Source organism: Mycobacterium sp. 94-17, from assembly GCF_035617725.1.
In the GTDB taxonomy this organism is placed as follows: domain Bacteria; phylum Actinomycetota; class Actinomycetes; order Mycobacteriales; family Mycobacteriaceae; genus Mycobacterium.
Genome location: NZ_JAPIYN010000015.1, coordinates 66,178 through 84,957, shown reverse-complemented (window position 1 = coordinate 84,957; position 18,780 = coordinate 66,178). Strand labels below are relative to the sequence as shown.

21 protein-coding genes and 4 tRNA genes are annotated in these 18,780 nt (G+C 65.9%); 13 read left to right on the top strand and 12 right to left on the bottom strand.

Going from position 1 to position 18,780, the window contains the following annotated elements; genetic code table 11:
• Positions 1 to 731 precede the first annotated feature (731 nt).
• Positions 732 to 803, bottom strand: a tRNA-Val gene (locus OQ789_RS17800).
• A 181-nt stretch (positions 804 to 984) separates the two neighbouring features.
• On the opposite strand from OQ789_RS17800, the gene OQ789_RS17795 reads away from it, so the two are divergent.
• The 6 genes from OQ789_RS17795 (at position 985) to OQ789_RS17765 (ending at position 4,121) form a co-directional block, all read left to right on the top strand.
• Positions 985 to 1,057, top strand: a tRNA-Gly gene (locus OQ789_RS17795).
• A gap of 28 nt (positions 1,058 to 1,085) precedes the next feature.
• A tRNA-Cys gene (locus tag OQ789_RS17790) sits at positions 1,086 to 1,159 on the top strand.
• 14 nt (positions 1,160 to 1,173) lie between these two features.
• Positions 1,174 to 1,248: transfer RNA gene (locus OQ789_RS17785), tRNA-Val, on the top strand.
• A gap of 224 nt (positions 1,249 to 1,472) precedes the next feature.
• Positions 1,473 to 2,216 carry a hypothetical protein gene (locus tag OQ789_RS17780; protein WP_324687361.1) on the top strand — a complete coding sequence of 248 codons (744 nt, stop codon included), beginning with the start codon at positions 1,473 to 1,475 and terminating at the stop codon, positions 2,214 to 2,216.
• Between the two features lie 379 nt (positions 2,217 to 2,595).
• The gene (locus OQ789_RS17775) at positions 2,596 to 3,105 is read left to right on the top strand and encodes a hypothetical protein (RefSeq protein WP_324687360.1); all 510 of its coding nucleotides are present in this window, start codon (positions 2,596 to 2,598) and stop codon (positions 3,103 to 3,105) included.
• A gap of 563 nt (positions 3,106 to 3,668) precedes the next feature.
• Positions 3,669 to 4,121, top strand: coding sequence for a DoxX family protein (locus tag OQ789_RS17765; RefSeq protein WP_324687357.1), 453 nt, complete (start codon positions 3,669 to 3,671; stop codon positions 4,119 to 4,121).
• A 13-nt stretch (positions 4,122 to 4,134) separates the two neighbouring features.
• On the opposite strand, the gene OQ789_RS17760 is transcribed toward OQ789_RS17765, so the two are convergent.
• Complete coding sequence (locus OQ789_RS17760; RefSeq protein WP_324687356.1) at positions 4,135 to 4,806, bottom strand: hypothetical protein; 672 nt, start codon at positions 4,804 to 4,806, stop codon at positions 4,135 to 4,137.
• Between the two features lie 507 nt (positions 4,807 to 5,313).
• On the opposite strand from OQ789_RS17760, the gene OQ789_RS17755 reads away from it, so the two are divergent.
• Complete coding sequence (locus OQ789_RS17755) at positions 5,314 to 6,036, top strand: ubiquinone/menaquinone biosynthesis methyltransferase (protein ID WP_324687355.1); 723 nt, start codon at positions 5,314 to 5,316, stop codon at positions 6,034 to 6,036.
• Positions 6,037 to 6,093: 57 nt separating this feature from the next.
• The gene (locus tag OQ789_RS17750; RefSeq protein ID WP_324687354.1) at positions 6,094 to 6,798 is read left to right on the top strand and encodes a methyltransferase domain-containing protein; all 705 of its coding nucleotides are present in this window, start codon (positions 6,094 to 6,096) and stop codon (positions 6,796 to 6,798) included.
• Between the two features lie 4 nt (positions 6,799 to 6,802).
• On the opposite strand, the gene OQ789_RS17745 is transcribed toward OQ789_RS17750, so the two are convergent.
• Positions 6,803 to 7,012, bottom strand: coding sequence for a CsbD family protein (locus OQ789_RS17745; RefSeq protein ID WP_324687353.1), 210 nt, complete (start codon positions 7,010 to 7,012; stop codon positions 6,803 to 6,805).
• Positions 7,013 to 7,103: 91 nt separating this feature from the next.
• Positions 7,104 to 7,901, bottom strand: coding sequence for a hypothetical protein (locus OQ789_RS17740; protein WP_324687352.1), 798 nt, complete (start codon positions 7,899 to 7,901; stop codon positions 7,104 to 7,106).
• 223 nt (positions 7,902 to 8,124) lie between these two features.
• Here OQ789_RS17740 and OQ789_RS17735 point away from each other — a divergent pair, with 223 nt between their 5' ends.
• Positions 8,125 to 8,646 carry a hypothetical protein gene (locus tag OQ789_RS17735; protein ID WP_324687441.1) on the top strand — a complete coding sequence of 174 codons (522 nt, stop codon included), beginning with the start codon at positions 8,125 to 8,127 and terminating at the stop codon, positions 8,644 to 8,646.
• 75 nt (positions 8,647 to 8,721) lie between these two features.
• Here the strand turns inward: OQ789_RS17735 and OQ789_RS17730 are convergent, their stop codons facing one another.
• The 6 genes from OQ789_RS17730 to OQ789_RS17705 form a co-directional block, all read right to left on the bottom strand.
• On the bottom strand, positions 8,722 to 9,222 hold the full coding sequence (locus tag OQ789_RS17730) for a hypothetical protein (RefSeq protein WP_324687351.1): 501 nt from the start codon (positions 9,220 to 9,222) through the stop codon (positions 8,722 to 8,724).
• Between the two features lie 110 nt (positions 9,223 to 9,332).
• Positions 9,333 to 9,476 (bottom strand): hypothetical protein, encoded by a 144-nt coding sequence (locus OQ789_RS17725; protein ID WP_324687350.1) that lies wholly within the window; start codon positions 9,474 to 9,476, stop codon positions 9,333 to 9,335.
• 175 nt (positions 9,477 to 9,651) lie between these two features.
• Positions 9,652 to 10,923 (bottom strand): amidohydrolase family protein, encoded by a 1,272-nt coding sequence (locus OQ789_RS17720; RefSeq protein WP_324687349.1) that lies wholly within the window; start codon positions 10,921 to 10,923, stop codon positions 9,652 to 9,654.
• A 13-nt stretch (positions 10,924 to 10,936) separates the two neighbouring features.
• Positions 10,937 to 12,151, bottom strand: coding sequence for an amidohydrolase family protein (locus OQ789_RS17715; protein WP_324687348.1), 1,215 nt, complete (start codon positions 12,149 to 12,151; stop codon positions 10,937 to 10,939).
• A gap of 4 nt (positions 12,152 to 12,155) precedes the next feature.
• The gene (locus OQ789_RS17710) at positions 12,156 to 12,959 is read right to left on the bottom strand and encodes an acetoacetate decarboxylase family protein (RefSeq protein WP_324687347.1); all 804 of its coding nucleotides are present in this window, start codon (positions 12,957 to 12,959) and stop codon (positions 12,156 to 12,158) included.
• Positions 12,956 to 13,882 carry an SDR family NAD(P)-dependent oxidoreductase gene (locus OQ789_RS17705; RefSeq protein WP_324687345.1) on the bottom strand — a complete coding sequence of 309 codons (927 nt, stop codon included), beginning with the start codon at positions 13,880 to 13,882 and terminating at the stop codon, positions 12,956 to 12,958. Before OQ789_RS17705 ends, OQ789_RS17710 begins: the two co-directional genes overlap by 4 nt.
• Positions 13,883 to 13,947: 65 nt before the next feature.
• On the opposite strand from OQ789_RS17705, the gene OQ789_RS17700 reads away from it, so the two are divergent.
• Positions 13,948 to 14,835 (top strand): IclR family transcriptional regulator, encoded by an 888-nt coding sequence (locus tag OQ789_RS17700; RefSeq protein ID WP_324687344.1) that lies wholly within the window; start codon positions 13,948 to 13,950, stop codon positions 14,833 to 14,835.
• Here OQ789_RS17700 and OQ789_RS17695 read toward each other — a convergent pair.
• Positions 14,832 to 16,106 (bottom strand): amidohydrolase family protein, encoded by a 1,275-nt coding sequence (locus tag OQ789_RS17695; protein ID WP_324687343.1) that lies wholly within the window; start codon positions 16,104 to 16,106, stop codon positions 14,832 to 14,834. The two genes, OQ789_RS17700 and OQ789_RS17695, sit on opposite strands and share 4 nt — an antisense overlap.
• A gap of 96 nt (positions 16,107 to 16,202) precedes the next feature.
• Between OQ789_RS17695 and OQ789_RS17690 the strand changes: the two genes are divergently transcribed.
• Both OQ789_RS17690 and OQ789_RS17685 read left to right on the top strand, forming a co-directional pair.
• Positions 16,203 to 16,427, top strand: coding sequence for a hypothetical protein (locus tag OQ789_RS17690; RefSeq protein WP_324687342.1), 225 nt, complete (start codon positions 16,203 to 16,205; stop codon positions 16,425 to 16,427).
• A 268-nt stretch (positions 16,428 to 16,695) separates the two neighbouring features.
• Complete coding sequence (locus tag OQ789_RS17685) at positions 16,696 to 17,067, top strand: DUF732 domain-containing protein (protein ID WP_324687341.1); 372 nt, start codon at positions 16,696 to 16,698, stop codon at positions 17,065 to 17,067.
• A 35-nt stretch (positions 17,068 to 17,102) separates the two neighbouring features.
• Here OQ789_RS17685 and OQ789_RS17680 read toward each other — a convergent pair whose 3' ends face one another.
• Positions 17,103 to 17,735, bottom strand: coding sequence for a TetR family transcriptional regulator (locus tag OQ789_RS17680; protein WP_420716143.1), 633 nt, complete (start codon positions 17,733 to 17,735; stop codon positions 17,103 to 17,105).
• A 191-nt stretch (positions 17,736 to 17,926) separates the two neighbouring features.
• Between OQ789_RS17680 and OQ789_RS17675 the strand changes: the two genes are divergently transcribed.
• Entirely contained in the window at positions 17,927 to 18,745 is an 819-nt protein-coding gene (locus OQ789_RS17675; protein ID WP_324687340.1) for a mycofactocin-coupled SDR family oxidoreductase, read from the top strand.
• The last annotated feature ends 35 nt before the right edge of the window (positions 18,746 to 18,780 follow it).

Below are 18,780 nucleotides of genomic sequence, written 5' to 3'. Positions count from 1 at the left end.
CCATCACCAATACGACGGTGTTCCCGTCCACTGTGACGACGACAATCCCCTCGACCGTAGTGGCGACGGTGCCGTCAACGATTTTGACGACGGTGACGGCGCCCACCACAGTGACAGTCAGTGGTCCGCCGACGATCAGAACCGTCTTCCCTCCCACAGCGCAAGCGGCGCCCGTCAACCCCGGCCCGGGGCATCCCCGGGGGCCTTCATAAACGAGGAGATGGTCGTGGTGTGGACGTTCGATACGACGAAAGCGAGACCACGGGTCCCACGGATGACCGGTGTACTGCTGGCCATGGGATTTTTACCGGCGCTCTTCGGAGCCGCCCTCGGTATCGAAACCCACAGTGCCGCCCCGGCTCGTGCGGCAATACATTCCGCGCCGGACCGACCGCCACGGCCGGCTGATCCCCCCGTCACCGTCACAACGGTCGTCACCCAACCGTCCATTACCACCGTGACCGAATCCTCTCCGACGACCGTGACCACCACTTCGCTGACGACCGTGGCAACAACAGTGTTTACAACCGTCACCTCGACCGTGCCGGGTCCTGCGACCTCCACCGCTTACAGTCGCGGCGCGGGCTACCACTACCAGTCCGGGCAATGCGTGGGAAATGGGCCGGTCGTCAACTAACCACGGAATGAAGAACGGTGCTGACAGGACCGGAATATCTGAAGGGTCGCAGCACCAAACTGGTGGGCGAAGCATGGCATGCGCAAACCTTGGGTGGTCCCGGCTGGGATCGAACCAGCGACCTTCCGCGTGTGAAGCGGACGCTCTCCCACTGAGCCACGGGACCGGCGCCGAGACGGCGAACGACGTCGAAGACTAGCACGCGCCAGCACCCGACAATACCGGCCACAGGGTGTGGCAGGCGGTCGCGGTAGCCTGGACACGGCTTGTACCAAGAAATTTGTATGTGCCCGCTCACGTGGACTATCGTCGTGCTTCGCACCGGGCGACGATCTCGTCCGAGGCGCGCGGATGTAGCGCAGTTGGTAGCGCATCACCTTGCCAAGGTGAGGGTCGCGGGTTCGAATCCCGTCATCCGCTCGAAGGTGCAAGTGGCGTGGACCCCAACGGTGGAGTGGCCGAGTGGTGAGGCAACGGCCTGCAAAGCCGTGCACACGGGTTCGATTCCCGTCTCCACCTCCAACCTTGGTTTCCCGGCGCGATTAGCTCAGCGGGAGAGCGCTTCCCTGACACGGAAGAGGTCACTGGTTCAATCCCAGTATCGCGCACCAGTGTTTGTGCAGGTCAGCGGCTTTTTGTAGAACTCGTGGCCTCGTGCCCATTACGTGACTTTCAATCGTGCTGTCAGTCGGCGCCCTCTCACGGCCGATTTGGGCCTGGTGACGATCCTGGTCAGCGGCGCGTCGGACGATTCAAGCTGCCCAAGCAGCGATCTCCCGGACCGTTGTCACCCCTCGGTGCAACACTTCGACCAAACAGCGAGAAAGCCCGGACGATGAGCACCTATACCCACGACAACGAGCAGCCACCGACCGCGGCTGTCGGTAGTGATGAGACTGCGGTCGCCCCTGGCGCGGATGAGACGGAGATCGTCGCGCCGCCGCCCGTAGCCGGCCCTGAGCTCGCCTGGTCCCGTGCCGACGACAACGAAACCGGCGGTTCGTGGGAAGCTGCCGCCGAACGCGCCAGCATCATCCTGCTGGCCGCCGTGGGACTTGCTGTCGTTGTTGGTCTTTCGATCTGGCTGGGGTTCTACCTCCACGACCAGACTCGCCCGACACCCGCCTCGGCCGTTGCGAGTCCAGTCACGATCACACAGGCTGCCGTCAGCCCACCAATCACCGCTGCGCCGCCGCCGGTTGCAGCACCACCGCCGTCCACGGTGACGGTCACACCCGCACCCCCGGCGACACTCAGCGCAGAAGCATCCCCGCCTACTCCGCGCGTTCATGACAGCGGCGCCGTGCCGCCTCCCGGCGGCACCCACGTCTTCACCATCTGCCCAGACGGACATGAAGGCGTCGTCGGTGGCCATACCAGCTGTGCATTCGCGGCCAACGTGCGTCAAATCTTCTACGCCTCAGGCATGTCCAACCACTTCACTGCCTACTCACCGGTCACCGGCGATGGCTACGAGATGACGTGCGCCGGCCGATACCCGGCATATTTCAGCGATGGATCGACGACGATCTCGACCCGTTGCTATGGCGGTGAAAACGCCGAAGTCGTCATCTGGTAATTCCTCCGTGGTCAGGCGTGAAATTTGTGCACCGGCGAGCGTGCGCGTCGGGCGCCCGCGGATCGGCCGGGTCGGCGACCAGGGCATACAAGGCGCTCTTGTAGCCGGTACGTAGGCGACCTGTCCGCAACGACGTCCAATCGAGCGATCGAATAACGCCGCCGTGGGAGCCGACCAGATATCGACACCTCGAACGCGGACGAATCCCAAATCCGCTGCGAAATCATCGCGGGAGTTGTAGAACTTGGATAGCGGTCCGCGCTCGAGGTACGCGCTGCATTGCCGAGCCAGAAGACGTTTGGGGAAAGGGTCGTTGAGCAAGGCATCTAGATTACTTGCGGCACTGGGAGTTACGGCGTGGGTAACTCTCAATGCCCCCGTGGCGTCGGCCGGCCCGGGCGGCAACATTCCAGGCCCCGGCGTCTGCGACTACCCCGGCATTGGCGGAAGTACCTTCGAGGCGGGCGCCTTGACGTACTACTGCGATTTCCCCACCGAAGAGAACAGCACGCACTGGCACTGCGAATACGGCGGATGGAACATGGGTGGCCCGGGTGGCAACGCACCCATCGGTGGAACGATCATGGGCTTTGGGCTAACCATTCCCGCAGGCGATTTCGGGGGCGCTAGCGGTGGATGTTCATGGCGCTGGCCGGATAACACCAACGGCCCCGCGCCCAACCCGCCGGGCGCGTGGAAGAACCACTTGGTGCCCAAGCCGCCGCCGCCCGAACATCGGGCACCCCCGCCACCCGCAGCACCAGCGGCCCAGCCGGAGACCGGACCGCCGACGGCGATCGCTCCGAACTCCGACGATGAGCCACAGACACCGGCCTACACCAACCCGGCGTTTCCGAATCCCGGCAGGCCACAAAACCCGCAGAGTTAGCTTGTGCCGCAGCCACTCAGCCATATCCAGCAACGTGATCGCTTCCCCACCCGTCACTGGTGCTGACTACAAGATAGCTTTCCCCCCAATGTTATTGGGCTCATATCTGAGCCGTTGGGATGCTGCTGAGCGAAGTGAATTCCCTTGATTAACCTAGTCGCTCGCCTGCTGCACCAAGTTGATCGCCTGTTCGAAAGCGGCCCGCGGTGTCGGACGTCGGCGTTACGATCTGCGCGAACGACTACAGATCCGAGTTACCCATGAATCACATCCGACGCCTCTGCGCGCTCACCGCGTTCGCATTGTCCATCGCAGCCGGCACTTTCGCAGGCATCCCCACCGCCGCGGCTGACCCGGTGTGCGGGACAGCCGGCACCCCGCCGTGCGCGGGTCCCGGACCTTTGACACCAGAACAGCAGTGCGCCCTTTACGCGTGGCGAACCTGGACGCCATGCAACTGGATGGGCATGCAGGTCCCCGCCGGCACGCCGGGCAGCCTCTGACACTGAAATTGGTTGTGTAGGCAGGTCGGCCAAACCCGCGTCTTGCGTATCGTCAGCCCCATGACCCAACGGTTGGAAACCCGACTCAACCCGCACGCGCCGACGGTCCTGAGCCTGTTCCGGATCTTCTTCGGCCTCTTGTTCCTGTGCCACGGCACGTCGCTGCTGTTCGGCTGGCCGAGAGCTACCGTCGCCGCGCCCGCTGGCACGATCTATTGGCTCTCGGGATTGATCGAGTTGATCACCGGCGCCTTGATCAGCCTCGGACTGTTCACGCGTCCAGCGGCTTTCATCGCCTCCGGCGAAATGGCCGTCGCGTACTTCACCCACCACTTTCCGCACGGGTTCTGGCCGATCAACAACGGCGGTGAAGCCGCGGTCATGTACTGCTGGGCCTTCTTTCTGCTGGTGTTCACCGGGCCGGGTGCCTACGCATTCGACACCCGGCTCGGGCCTCGCGGCCCGGGATATCTGAGAAGGTCACCGCGCGGTCGCGGGCGCTGGGGTCGATAAGTTGCGAGATGAGTCAGTAATCGAGCCCGTAACCGCCGCGCAAGTCCTTGTGCGCGGCCTCCAGCGTGCGGTCGCACAGCTCAACGAGGGCGTCGAGGTCGAGATCCGATTCCCTGCCCAACCGGTCCAGCCACACCGTCTCCACCTTCCTCAGCTCGGACCACTTGAGTTCGCCCTCGTAGTACACGGTCACGTCCTCCTGCGGAGCGGGGCACGCGGTCGTCTGCGCCAATTGCCGCTTGCACGAATCCAATTGGGTCAGCGAGAACCCGTGCTCGCGGAACTGACGATCCCACTCGTCGAGCAGCCGACTCACCACGTCGCGCACCGGTGGCGCGGCGTAGACCATCAGTTCGGCCACCCCGTCGTCGAGGCCCAGACGCATGCGGAAGTCATAGAGCTCTCGAATGGCTTCTGCGCGGCGCTGGTTGGCGATCTCCTCGGCGGTGCCGGTGCCTTCGTATTGGGCCGCGCGCTTGACGTAAATGATCGCGGAGATCAGCGCCTTCAACACGGCCTTTTTGTCATCGGCCGCCCGCTTCTCGAAATCGAGAACACGTTCGTGGCGGCGGTCTTGCTCCTTGTTCCGGGCGTCGATGCGCTTGGTCCAGATCGCGACGGTGGCGCTGGAAATCACCGACGCGAGAGGCACGAGCGCGTTGGCAACCAACGTCGTCCAGTTCATTTGTCGGCCCTCAGCCGCAGAAGCCAGGGGGCGGCGGCGGGACATCGGCCGGACGGTCCGTTTGGTTGCAGAGGCCGGATTCCGAGTGCGGATTGTGGGGCGCGGTCGGGCTTGGCTGGGGAGTGTTAGGCGGTGGCGGGTCCGCGTTGGCCGCCGCCGCCGGCCCGAGCACAACCATCCCCAACACGGCGGCGAAAATGATTGCGGCGGACGACTTTTGACGCTTGGATCCAGCGGCGCGGCCGAGGTGATCAGTGGTGGTCATGATGTTTCCTTTGTGTGGTCGCAGCCCCCGGTGGGCCGCCTCGCAGCTAGGACCATCCCGGGGACCGTTTGGCGCCTAGATCGAGGCTATGCGGGGGGCCGTGGGGTGTCTTGCGATTTGTGGAATTCGAAGCGCCCGCGGACGCCCACGCAATTTCGACCATTCCGCGCGTGAGTAACCGCCCAAACGCCTATGCTCCCATCGACGAATCGGGGGGACGTCCCGATGTGCGGAGGGTCCCCATGATGACACGGCGATGGAATCAGTCCGACGAAGCCAAGAGCGGCTACGTCAAGGAGTTGTTCTCCGCGTTGGCCCCGCGCTACGACGTGATGACCGACGTATGGACGGTCGGGCTGCACCGCGTGTGGAAGCGACAGGCCATCGAGCTTTGCGCGCTTCGCCCCGGGGAACGAGTGCTGGACGTCGCCACCGGGACGGGAGATCTGGCGTTCGCGGAAAAGGCCGCGGTCGGGCCGCAAGGCGAGGTCGTCGCCGTCGACTCCTGCGCGGCGATGCTTGACGTCGCCCGGGGGCGACGGGGCGGGGTCATCGACTTTCGGGAGGGAGACGCCATGGATCTACAATTCCCGGATGCTTCGTTCGACGTGGCCACCATCGGCTTCGGGCTGCGCAACGTCGCGGACCGCGGGAAGGCGCTCCGCGAGGTCCGGCGCGTCCTGCGGCCGGGCGGCCGGCTGATGGTGCTCGATTTCAGCACGCCGAACTCCAAGCCGCTGAAGGCCTTTCACGATGTGCTCTATTTCGGCGTGATGCCGACGGTGGGCTGGGCGTTCTCCTGGCATCGCGACGCCCACCACTACACGTCCGATTCCATCCGCACCTGGCTCTCACGCGACGAACTACGTGAGGCGATGCTGGACGCGGGCTTCGTCGACGCCCGCTACGTGTCGCTGCGCACCGGCTTCGGCACGGTCCACTTCGGGGCGCGTCCTGCAGCATGAGACCACAGCGGACGCGTCATACGCTCCCTTCGACACTGGCAACGTAAGGGGCAACCGATGCGACTCTCCTCGCGCAGTACGCAACCGGAGACGATGGACGACGAGAGCACAGACCTGGCCACCTATCAGCGGTGCCTGGGTGAGCTTGCCGTCGTCAATCGCATGACGTTCACCCACTACCCGACGATTCGCTGGCTGGCGTGTGCCACCGCCGCCATCCCGCCCGGCGGCACAGTCACCGTGCTGGACGTGGCCTGCGGGCATGGTGACCTGTCGCGTGCCATCGCTACCTGGGCGCGGCGGCGCGGGCTGAAGGTTCGGCTATCGGGCATCGACGCCAACCCGCGCAGCACAGCCATCGCACGCGAGGTGACGCCGCAATGCATGGATATCGAATACCGGACGGCCGACGTATTTGAGTATGCGTTCACCGAGCAGCCCGACTTCATCGTCAGCTCCCACTTCACCCACCATCTCAGCGACGACGACGTCGTCAAGTTCTTGTCCTGGCTCGACGAAAACGCCGGGCGCGGTTGGCATATCGTCGACCTGCAGCGCCACGCGCTGCCGTACTACAGCTTCCCGGCCCTGGCACGCGTGATGCGCTGGCACCGCATCTTGCGCGAGGACGGGGTCATCTCGATTGCGCGTAGCTTCCGCCGCGACGACTGGCGGACGTACCTGGACCGGGCCGGCATGCAGGCCGACATCTCCTGGAATCTGTTCAGGCTGTGCGTGAGTCAGACCAAAGGCCGGAACTGACCCGCTATCTCGGCCGGCGCCGAGGCATCGGGCGGCGGCGGCGCGGCCGGAACGCGTCTTTGACCTTCTCGCCGGCGTCTCTCAGGTGAGCCACCCGCTGGTCGGCTCTGCCCTGCGCTTCCAGCGCAGGGTCGTTGATCGCACGCCCGAACGCCGCCTTGACCTTTCCCGTGATCTGGTCCACCTTGTTGCGGGCCTTATTCGCACCACTCACCAGCGTTTCCTTTTCTTCCGGTTCGCCAAAAACGCGCTGAGTGCGGGTACCCCTTTTCGGCATGTCCCACCCCGGGCGTGCCCGGCAGGCGTCACCCGGGTGAACCGCCGGCGTCGCATGGGCGGAGCGGAGCTGGTGAGAATTTCAGCCACATGCGCTTCTTGATCGCACCCAGGTGCGCCAACGCGACGACGATGAAACTACTGAATGCGCCACCCGAAACCCCCACCAGCAGCGCGATCAATATCTTATGGTGGGGCGCCAGTTCCCAGCGGTCCAGAATCGGCGCCGCCAGTCCTTCATAAACTCCGACCAATAGGGAAAACGACGCGACCGGGATTTCGGACAACTGCAGTCGTTGCCGCGTGGTGGCCAGCCGAATTCCCAGCTTCGGCACGGCTTTTACCACGCGTGAATACGCGGTACCCGTCACCGCGACACTGCCTGCGGCGGAGACGAATCCGAACAGCATCAGATTCACGGCCGGCGGGAACACCAGAAAGCCGGCGATACATGTCTGTATCCAAAAAATGACCGCGAGCAGCACGCCTCCCCACGTGCCCATGGCAAGGGGGCGCAGCACACGCACGATAACCGCATCGTTCACCCGGATTCGCACCCTCGGCAGAACGATCCAGTTCAACAACACATAGACCACCAGCGCGCCGACGAATCCGATGACCAACCCGTACGCACCGACGATCAGCATCCTGTTTGCGAACGCCGAGAACTGCGCGGCGGCCGTTGCGGTGCGGGACACCCGGCTGACTTTGGGCCCTCCCTCGGAAAAGAGGGCCAGCAAAGGAACCGTGATTCCTTCCAATATCGCGAACAACCAGACCAGGTGCCAAGAAAAATTGACGTCAACCGTGACGAATTGTTCCCGCATCGATCTTCCGGAACGAGTCATCTCCCCTGTTCCCACGCGTGAAGGGCGTTCAATACGGCGCTCTGTCAGGAGTTCATTTCGCAGCCAGTCTAGGGCCGGCGGCGCCTCGTCAGAGTCGATTCGCGGCGATCCCGGACGTCCCGGTGCGGCGAAAATAGACCGCACCCGATCCGCCCGTGCGTTCAAAATGCGTTATCGTCGCGCAGTGACCAGACCTGCTCACCTGAGCGCTCTCGCTGCGGCGCTGGCACTGACCGCCAGTCTGACCGCGGCTCGCAGCACCGCGGACCCGACGACTCAACAGTCGCCCTTCCCGACCGGAAAGTCCGGCACCACCATCCACGTCACGGAGTACAGCACCGCGACCGCCGACGTCACTCTCAACAACGCGACGTGGGTCTCGTCCGGCTGCTACGGCGGCGCGGGTTGCAACGTCGTCGAGTTCACCATCGCCGGCAAGTCCAGCCTGCCGTTCCACTACGGCCAGACCTCCGTCACCGCCGCCTCCTCCCCGTGGAGGCAAGACCCCAACCGGGATACCGAGGGCGGCTCACCCATGGTCGACTACCAGAAGATCAACAAGATGCCGCCCCTGCGCACGGGCAGCGTCACCGACGGCCAAACCGCGCACGGGTTCATCGCCTATCCCGGCACCATCGCCCAGGGCGACGTGTACATCGAGTTCAACGATCCCGACGCCCCGGCGGCACCAACCCCATTGGCGGGCTGGAAAGTCCACACCTGAGCGCAATCCCGGTCAGACAAGATGTGCCGCAACGGAATACAGCTCTGAACGGTGGCCGCGGGATGTCCGGCTGATTCAGACGCGCTCGGCCTTCATATCCATGTCGATGGTCCCCTGGCACGCGCCGCTCGCGATGTCGGTGTGCATGATGCCGTCGAGCGACCCGTCGGGTTGGGGCGTGTAGTGCACCTCGGCTCGGGCCGGATTCCATTGGATCGTGGTGTCCGGCATCATGCAGTCCCACTGGAAATCGTTGACCTGCGACCAAGACGTTCCATCCCAGGTGAACTGAACCGGCTGCGGAACCGTCGGGTTACGGGGCGCAGGGCCACTGATGATGGTGGCGACGCATTTCCCGTTGGTGCAGGTCGAGGAAAAGCCATAGGTCTCGGTGTGCTGGACCTCCGGGTTGCCGACCGCCATGCTGGTTCCGGCCTTGGGGCCGACCATGAACGTTATTGCGTACTGGCCGTTCCAGGACGGATTACCGGCGCAGGCCGTCGGCGGCAGTGACAGGGCGATCGCCAGCGACGCCGCGGACACACCGGCCAAGCCCTTCAGACGCCTTGGAGCCATGGTTCCTCCTCCGCTTCCGCAGCGATTCAATAGTCGTCTGCCGAGCAGTCGTGGACAAGGTCCCTGCTCACTTCTTGACGCGCCCGATGTTCGTCGTGGCCGGGGTGGCCTTACCAGCCCCACTCGTCGTCGTCCAGAACGTCCACGGTCAGCGCGTTGTCGGCCGGGCCTTTCGTCCCGTACGTGAAGGTGAGCAGGGTGCGGTCGTCGTCGAGGGGCTCGGTCGCTATGACGGTGGCGTGCCCAACTTTCATGCGAATCCTGTCTCCGGGCTTCAATTCGTCAACGCGCTTGAGGGGCACGCTCAACCCATCTCCGCGCGCGCGATCGCGCATCGCAAGGGCCGGCCCATCATTGGCCGATAGTAGATCCCGGCACCCGAGACACGCGGAAGGCGGTTGGCGCGCGCCCGATCCTGGAGCGTGCCCTCTAGTTCTGCACCAGGTCGGGGATGGGTTCCGCGTCGGTCAGCCAGTGCCGTCCGGCCTGACGGGCCGCTTCCCACTTGGGGATGCTCACCGCGTCGTCCTGGCCCAGGTCGCCCGGCGTCGGGCCGATGCGCTCGGCCAGCCCGGTGAGGGCATCCAGATCGAAGTTGTAGATCTCGGCCGCCGCCAGGCCCAGCATCTGCCGCGTCTCGTCTATCGGAATGTCCCAGAACGAGCGGCGCAGCCAATCGCGGGTGTGCGGCCACGTTCCTTCGGGGTGGGGATAATCGTTGCCCCACAACATGTTTGGAACGCCGATCTCGTAACGCCGGGCCAGTTCGCGACGTTCGGTGGTGGTGGCGCCGATAAAGCAGTTCCGGTCGAAGTAGGCCGACGGCGGCATGGTCAGATCGCCCTCCAGCAGTCGGCTCATCTTCTTGGCCGAGTGCTCACGCATGAACCGGGTGTCCATCAGCCACAACAGATCGTTGGCCCAGAAGGCGCCGCACTCGGTGGCACCCCAGCGCAGGTTCGGGAAACGCTCGAACACACCGCCCCACAAGGCAAACCACAGCGGCCGGACCCCCCACCAGCGCACCTCGGTCGTGTAGATGCCCAGGTGCGGACCGTACTGTTCGCTGGGGGCGGGACCAACGTGGGTGTGAACCGGCATCTGCAGGTCCTGGCAGGCGGCCCAGACCTTGTCGTATCGGCGGTCATGGTAGGGCGCATAGTCGCCCCAGAGCACCGGGATCATGATGCCGCCGCGCAGGCCGGCGTCGGCCGCTCGGACAATCTCGGCCACCGCCGCGTCAACGTCGGCAAGTATCGGGATCACCGCCACCCCCGCCCGTCGCTCCGGGCTGCTGCTGCACAGTTCGGCCAGCCAGCGGTTGTGGGCCCGCGCCCCGGCCATCGCACGTCCCGGGTCCAGGTCGGCAGACTGCCCCAAGCCCGCGCCGAACGGCGCCCCGGCGACACCGGTGACGGCGTCGGCGTCGGGAAAGATCACCTCGCCGGCGACGCCGTCGCCGTCGAGCTCGCGGTCGCGCTGTGCGACGTCCCAGCCGCCCGCGATCCCTTCCCCGTGCTCGTCGAACCACTGCTCGGCAAACTCTTCATCGATGAAGCCGCTGGCCTGCGCCGCGGCGGCGGTCTTCTCGGCCAGGAAAGTCTCGAAGTCCTCCCGGTATTCCGGGTCGACGTACTCGCGGTACTGCTCGGTGGGCAGCTCGGCGTGGGTGTCTGCCGAGATGATGAGATAGGGCTTCACGGCGGTCCTTTCGCTACCAGGCACGGATGGGATCGGGCTCGAAGACGGTGCTGCTCGCGTCGGCGGGCACGGCCGCCAGCGGTTCGGCAACCTCGGCCACGGTCGGTCCGATTCGGTCGACCAGGGGTGCGAGAACATCCAGGTCGAAGCCATAGACGGCGGCCGCATTCCCGCCGACCATGGCCGCCACCTCGTGGGCCGGGACGTCACTGAACGTGTGGCGCAACGCCTCTCGGGTGTAGGGCGCGGTGCCCTCCAAGTGCGGGTAGTCGCTCCCCCACATGATCCGGTCGACGCCGATGCCGTGGCGCTCGGCGCATTCGACGGGGCGCATGAAGCTGGCGCCGACGTAACACTGACGGGCCCAGTACTGGCTGGGTTTGAGGCTCAACGAGCCGGCGGTGGGCCCGGCGAAGCGCGCGATCGCGGAGTTCGCTCGCCCGTAGCGGGCGGCCGCCACATCGAGCGAGTCGAGAGTCGCCGGTATCCATCCGGCGCCCTGCTCGGTGAAGACCACGGTGAGGTCCGGATGCCGATCCATTGCGCCACTGAAGATCAGGTGCCACAGCGCCCGGTGCGCAAACCAGTGTGTCTCGTACACCCACACCGCGAACGAACTGCCCCATCCGTCCGTCGGGTTCGGTCCGGCGTTGCCGCCGTGGTGGTTGATCACCACCCCCGCCTCGTCGCACGCCGCCCAGAGCGGCGCCCAGTGCTCGGCGTAGAGCTGCGGGATGGCGCTACCCGGAGGAATTCCGGGCAGCAGCACACCGCCGCGAAGGCCCAGCTTGGCGATCTGGGCTATCTCGGCGACGGCCTCGTCGACATCCCCGACCAGAATTTGGCCCACCCCGGCGCGCCGCTCGGGCGACAACGAGCAGAAGTCGGCCAGCCAGCGATTGTGCGCCCGCAGGCCGGCCCAGCGCAGTTCCAGCTCCCGGCCCGACTCCGGTTGGGGCGCCGCCAGACTCGCCTGCGGAAAAAACGGGGGCACGGTGTTGGGGAAGAGCACCTCCCCCGCAATGCCCTCGGCATCCAGATCGGAGTTGCGCCGATCGGTGTTCCAATTGCGTTCGGCGTCGGCCTCGGTGAGGTCGCCGAACGGGTTGACGTATGTCTTCGCCCAGCCGTCGAATTCCTCGCGGTACTGCGGATCGAGGTACTCGCGGTAGTCGAGCAGGTCAGCGCCGGCGTGGCAGTCGGCCGAAATGACCGTGTACCGGTCCATTTCGCTATGCCCGCGCCGGTTCGGGCCTGGGGGCGGCAAGCAGGGCCACGTCGTCATAGCGCTGGTGCACGTAGGGCAGCAGCCATTCCTGCGGCACCCGCTCCGCGATCCGCCCCACCTGGATGGTGCGCCGGCGACACCAGGTGACCGACCTGAGTTGGCGGATCACGATGTCGGCCACCGGATCCAACGGTGACTCGCCCAATTCGAGGGTGGCGTCGATCTCCTCCAGCAGCTCGTAGTGCCGGTGGTATTCGCCATAGACCAGGTGGGGGTCAGTGATGCCGCCGCCGTCGGGGGCACGCAGGAACTTGAAGTAGAACTCGGTGTTCACCTGGTCGGGCGGCAACTCCGCCGGACCCCGGATCCGGCCGTTCACCGTGATGAGCCGATAGCCCAGGCGATCGATGGCGGCGGCGACGCGATCGCCGTCCCGATCCACCGTGATCTGGGCCAATTTCTTTGGCTCGCCGAAGGTTTCGCGCCCGCCCGTCACCGACTGCTCGGTGGACTGCGGCATGAAGAGCGGGTAGTCACCCTCCAGCTCGCCGTGCCGGGCGGTCACCGAGAACACCGCCGACCCGAACGGTGGCCTGCCCTCGATCCGGACCCGCTGCAACTGAATCCGCACCAGTGGTTCGGCCGCCGGCGTGAGAGGCCGGGGTAAGACCGCCGCGACGATCTCCGGATCGGTGAGGTAGGTGATGGTCACGGCCTCGGTGGCGATGGGCGCCTTGGTGGCGTCGATCTCGTGGTCGACCTGCGCCTCGGGCGGACGTGGACCGTAGCGAACTGCATTGGCATTCAACGTTTTTCTCCTTGTTTCTCGGCATGCTGGCCCAGGACGTCGACAAGATAATTGGGCTCACCACGATCAAGGATCGATGCCGCTTTAGCGCTCACGACCTGGTCGGCGGATGTGGGCGGACCAATCATCCAGAAGCGGTCGGCCCGGATACCGTCGACGACCAGGTCGGCGACCGTCTCGAGAGGGGTGAACGCGACGTGCGCACCGGCGGCCTCGAACCGATCCACCACCCGTGCCAGCGTCTGGTCGGGGGTGCGACGTTCCTGCGTCGCGGCGTAGCGCTGCGGCCGGTGGCGCCACGACTCCCAGATGCCGGTGTTCAGAAATCCGCCGGGGAATAGGACATGTGCCCGAACCCGCGCCCCGGCCATTTCCAGGTGCGTGTAGAGGCTCTCGGTCAGGCAGAGCACCGCGGCCTTGGTCATCGGGTAAACCGCCGTGGCCGGTCCGCCCATGGCTCCGCGGGCGATCGGCGCGAACCCGCCGTTGCCCGAGCAGGTGTTCACCACGTGCCCGTCGTCCTGCTCGAGCAGGATCGGCACGAAGGCTTTGATGCCGTGGATGACGCCCAGCACGTTGACGTCGATCCCCCAGCGCCAGTCGGCCAGGTCGTGCTCCCACATGTACCCCTCGGAGACTCCGCCGGTGCCAGCGTTGTTGCACACCACGTGCACCGCGCCGAAGCGCTCGACCGCCTCCTTGGCCAGCGACTCGACCGAGGAGTAGTCGGTGACGTCGGTAACCACCCCGGCCACGTCGATGCCCTCGTCCGCAAGAGCCCGGGCAGCATCGTCCAACGGTTCGGCGAGAACATCGGCGAGCACCACCTTCATGCCCTCTTGGCCGAAACGCCTGCCCATGGCCCGGCCGATGCCGCCCGCCCCGCCGGTCACGACCGCCACCCTGCCCCGAAGCTCTGTCATTGTGGCAATGGTCACATGGTCGCAGATAGCACCGCAAGTATTCGCATTATGCGACCATTGGGCCCATGGCCCCGCGTCCCTCCCCGCAGACCGAGCGGGTGGTGAACCTGTTCGAGCAGCTGGCGGGTGACGGGCGCCAGGGCATGTCGTTGGCCGAGGTCTCCCGGCACTTGAACGTCCATAAGGCGAGCTGCCACTCGATGCTGTCCGAGCTGCTCCGCGCCGGCTGGCTGTTGCGCGACCCGGTGCGCAAGACGTATCACCTCGGCCCCGCCCTGGTCCGCCTCGGCCGCGAAGCGGCCTCCCGCTATCCGGCTCTGGTGCTGGCCCGCTCGGCGATGGCCGAGCTGTCGGCCGCGACGGGCGCCCACTGCGTCGCGTTCTCGGTGAGCGACGACCACTCCACCGTCGTCGATCAGGTCCGGAGCCCGCACGGCGGCGGTCACCCGATGCCCATCGGCACTCAGTTCCCGCACCGCCCCCCGTACGGCGCGTCGACCGTCGCCTGGGCCGGGCCGGAGGCCCGGGAGCGCTGGCTGACCACGCTGCCTGAAGACGTGCGCGATCGCTACCGTGAGGCCATCACCGCCGCCCTGCGGCGTGGCTACGCGGTCGGCCTGCACCTCCTGCCCGACATGCGCCTGCAGGAACTGGCGCTCCTCGTGCGCAGCGCCGAGGTGCGTTCCACCCGGCTGAGCCGGCTGGCGCAGGAGCTGACCGACGAACTGATCCACCAGGAGGAGTGGTTCCCGAGCAGCCTGGACCCGGACCGCACCTACGTGGTGAGCCACATCGACTCCCCGATCCTGGTCCGCGAGTCACGCATCGCGCTGATACTCAGCCTGGTTCCCAGCACCGAGCCGATGAGCGGCGCGCAGGTCACCCAGCTGGGGACTCAACTCGCTTCTGCGACAAGACGGCTCAGTGCCGCGCTGACCGAAGAGTCCGGTTAACGTCGCTGCGGGGCCAGCCGCTTGAGGGCCAGCCCCCCTTCAAACGGCCGGTACCCGAAAGCCGCCGGCGCGCGATAGCCCGTGTCCTCGAGAGGGGTGTGCACCTCGGCGACAGTGGGCCCGACCTTGCCCGCCACGGGCACCAAAGCGTCAAGATCGAACCGGTAGAGGCGAGCGGCATTGCCGCCCAATATCTTTCGGCAAGCATCCTCCGGTCTGTCGTGCAGCGCCCACCGAATGGCCAGCTTGGAATGGGGTGCGAAACCTTCCTCGTGCGGATAGTCACTGCCCCACATGATGTGCTCGGGTCCCATGAAGTCGATCATCGCGCTGTCGAAAGGCATCAGCTCGCTGGCCAAATAGCAGTTCCGCTTGACGTATTCGCTCGGCATGAGGGTCAGCGCGTCGACCGACGATCCGCCGAACATCCCGTAGGTGCGGTTGCCGGCGTCGGACTTCATGGTGGGCACCATCGCGTCGAGAATGCCGATCTGCCCGGGCACCCAGAGCGTGCCCTGCTCGGTCGGCACGAATCGCAGCGTCGGATACCGCTCGAACACCCCGGCCAGGATCAGGTGCCCGAGTGTCCGCTGGGCCCAGATCGCCATCTCGGTGATGAGCACCGCGTTGGAGGCCGGCTGGTCCATCGGCATCTCAGGGCTGCCGGCGCCCGCATGCTGCACCACCGTCAGGTCCAAGTCCGCGCACAGCGCCCAGAGCGGTTCGTAGCGGGTGTGAAAAAGCGGGGCCACGTGCGGGTCGCCGGGCGAGACCGCCGGGATGAGCACGCCACCGAAGCAGCCCTGCTCGACGCCCCAGCGGATCTCGTCCAGCGCGAGTTCGACGTCGTTGGGAAAGACCTGGATCAACCCGCGGCGGCGCGCCGGCGCCAGCGAACAGAAGTCGATCTGCCAGCGGTTGTGGGCCTGCACACCGGCCCAGCGCTGCTCGAAGTCCGTACGGGTGCGGGGCAGACTGATGGTGATGTTCGGGGTGCTCGGGAAGAACGGGGGGACGGTGTTGGGCAGCAGCACCTCTGCGGCCACGCCGTCGGCGTCCATCTCCGAGATCCGCAGCTCGTGGTCCCAGTTCCGGTTGGCCGTGGCGACGATCAGGTCGTCGAACGGGCTGGCGTAGGCCTCGGCCCAGGCATCGAACTCCTCGTGCAGCCGCGACGGCAGATACTGCCTGTAACCGTGGATATCCGCCCCGGCATGAGTATCCGTCGAGATAACGACGTAGCGGTCCAGCGTGTCCCAGGTTGTAGCCATCGCACCTCCAAAGGTATGTGGAGTATAGAACTTTTGACCCGGCCGGCATGACCTCATGATTTCGCGGGGCGCGCCGCCCGGAGCAAGATGTGGGGCGTGAGTTGGACGAGGTACTCGGACAGGGCGCTCGCAAATCTGACCCTGGACGGCGACGCGCTGCACGCCGAGCTCGAAGACTATATCCGCGTGGATAATCCGCATCTGACCGACGTACGGCTCGAGCGGGCGACCGCGACCGAGGAGTACGACACCGGCGCCCCAGCCCGCAGGCGGTGGTATGAGGTCACGTATCTGGCTGAAGACCCGGAGGACAACGCGTAGCGTCCGGCGACTTCGTGCAGTGAACGGCCCAGCAGCACCTTCAGCGTGGCGCACAGACTGCTGAGCACACCCGCGAAGGTACGCCGGGATGCCGGAGCGTGACCCTGCTGGTGCCGAGATCTTGGTTGGGATTTCCGGCGAATCGGTCCGAAATCCGCTGCAGGCGTGGTGCAGATCTGCGTCCTCGGTGTGAGGCACCGCGATGTCGGCTATCGTTCATAGGAGTCGTCCGTGACTCACCGATTGGCCCACGCATAGAGGGGTGGCCATGACCCTGGCGAACGTCGGTTCCCGGAAGTGGTGGACCGTGTGCGCGACCGTGCTGTCCACCGTGGCGCTTTGCTGCGCGGCGCCGGCGACGGCGGACGACGCCGACGACGCGTTCCTCGCAGGCCTCGCCAAGGGTGGAATCACCATGCCCGACAACGCCAATGCGATCGCACGGGCGCAAACGGTATGCACCAGTATCGCCGCCAACCCGAACGCATCGGTGCCCGCGTTCCAGTTGGCGAGGCAAACGCCTCTTAACATCAAGCAGGCCGCCTACTTCGTCGGCCTCTCGATAGCCGTCTATTGCCCGCAATACCGGGAGGATATCGACCCGTCGGTGGCCTGGTTGCTGCCGCCGCCGCTCATGTGAGCGGACTTACTGCGGCACAAGTGGTTCCGCGGCGTTCAGCGCCGGATCGCGCCCGCGGGAGCATGCTCATACGCAACGGTCAGCCAGAACACTGTGCGCTCGATACCCGGCACGATCTCGGTGACGGCGATCTCGCCCTGGGTGAATCGGGTGAGGAGCCCATAGACCACGCCGGTGAGGATCAGCTCGAGGTCCTCGGCGAATACCGGCTCCGCCTGCGCCAGAACCGCTTTGGCGACGGGCACCACCGCGTCGACGCCGCGCTGAATGAGGCGCTTTCCGCCGGGGCCCGATCGCGCCCGGAAATAGGAGCGCAGCATCGTCGGATGGTGTTCCCACGGCTCGAAAATGGTCCTCATCACGTGCATGAGGTCGGTATAGATTGACTCGCCGTGCAGGCCGTCGAGCAGCGAGAGCAGGCGCGCGTAGCGATTGGTGTCCATCCAGCCGTCCAGGGCCGCGACGATGAGCTCGTCGCGCGTTCCGTACCGCTTGTAGATGGTCGCCAGGGACACGCGGGCGCGTCGGGCAACCTCGCGCAGTTGCACCGCCTCGTAGCCCTCGCTGTCGAGCATCTCGACCACGATGTCCAGGATCGGGTCCGCCCGCCGCTCGCAACCGCCGTCCATCGCATCCCCACCGGCACCTGTCGCCTTCACGGTAACCATGTTACTGTGTGGCGGTGAGTAACGCCGTTACCAGCCTCTGATCTGCACCGATGGACAAGAATCGAGGAAAATCCCGTGGGTTTACTAGACGGCAGAGTCGCCTTCATCACCGGGGTGGCGCGTGGCCAAGTACGTCACCGGCGTGACATTCCCGGTCGACGCCGGCTTCTGCAACAAGGTCTGATGCGCCGATGACAACCAACGCGACGGGCCGGGTCGCCGGCAAACGGGTCGTGGTCACCGGCGCCGCGCGCGGCATGGGACGCTCCCACGCGGTGCGGCTGGCTGAAGAGGGCGCCGACTGCATCCTGATCGATATCTGTTCCACGCCGGAGGGTTTGGAATACCCGCTGGCCACCGAAGACGACTTGAACGAGACGGCGCAGCTGGTCGAGAAACACGGCCGCCGGGCGGTCACGAAAATCGTCGACGTGCGCGACGAGGCCGCCATGACGACCGCGGTCGATGCGGCCGTCGACGAGCTCGGCGGGCTCGACGGTGCGGTGGCCAACGCCGGCGTGCTCACCGTCGGCACCTGGGACGCCACCACCGCCGAGCAGTGGCGGCTGGTCCTCGACGTCAACCTCATCGGCGCCTGGAACACCTGCGCGGCCGCCCTGCCCCACCTGGTCGCCCGCGGCGGCGGCAGCCTGGTCAACATCAGCTCGTCGGCCGGCATCAAGGGAACACCGCTGCATGTGCCCTACACGGCGTCCAAGCACGGCATCGTCGGGATGACGCTGGCGCTGGCCAATGAACTTGCCGCACAGAACATCCGCGTCAACACCGTGCACCCCACCGGGGTGGCGACCGGCATGGCGCCACCGAGCATGCACACGTTGATCGCCGAGCAACGCCCCGACCTCGTGCCTATCTTCCTGAACGCCCTGCCCGCACCGCTGATCGAGGCGTCCGACGTAAGCAACGCGGTGCTCTACCTGATCTCCGATGAATCCCGTTATGTCACAGGACTCGAGCTGAAAGTCGACGCCGGTGTCACCATTCGATAAGGTCCCGCCGCGCGGCGGCGGGCGACATGAACGCG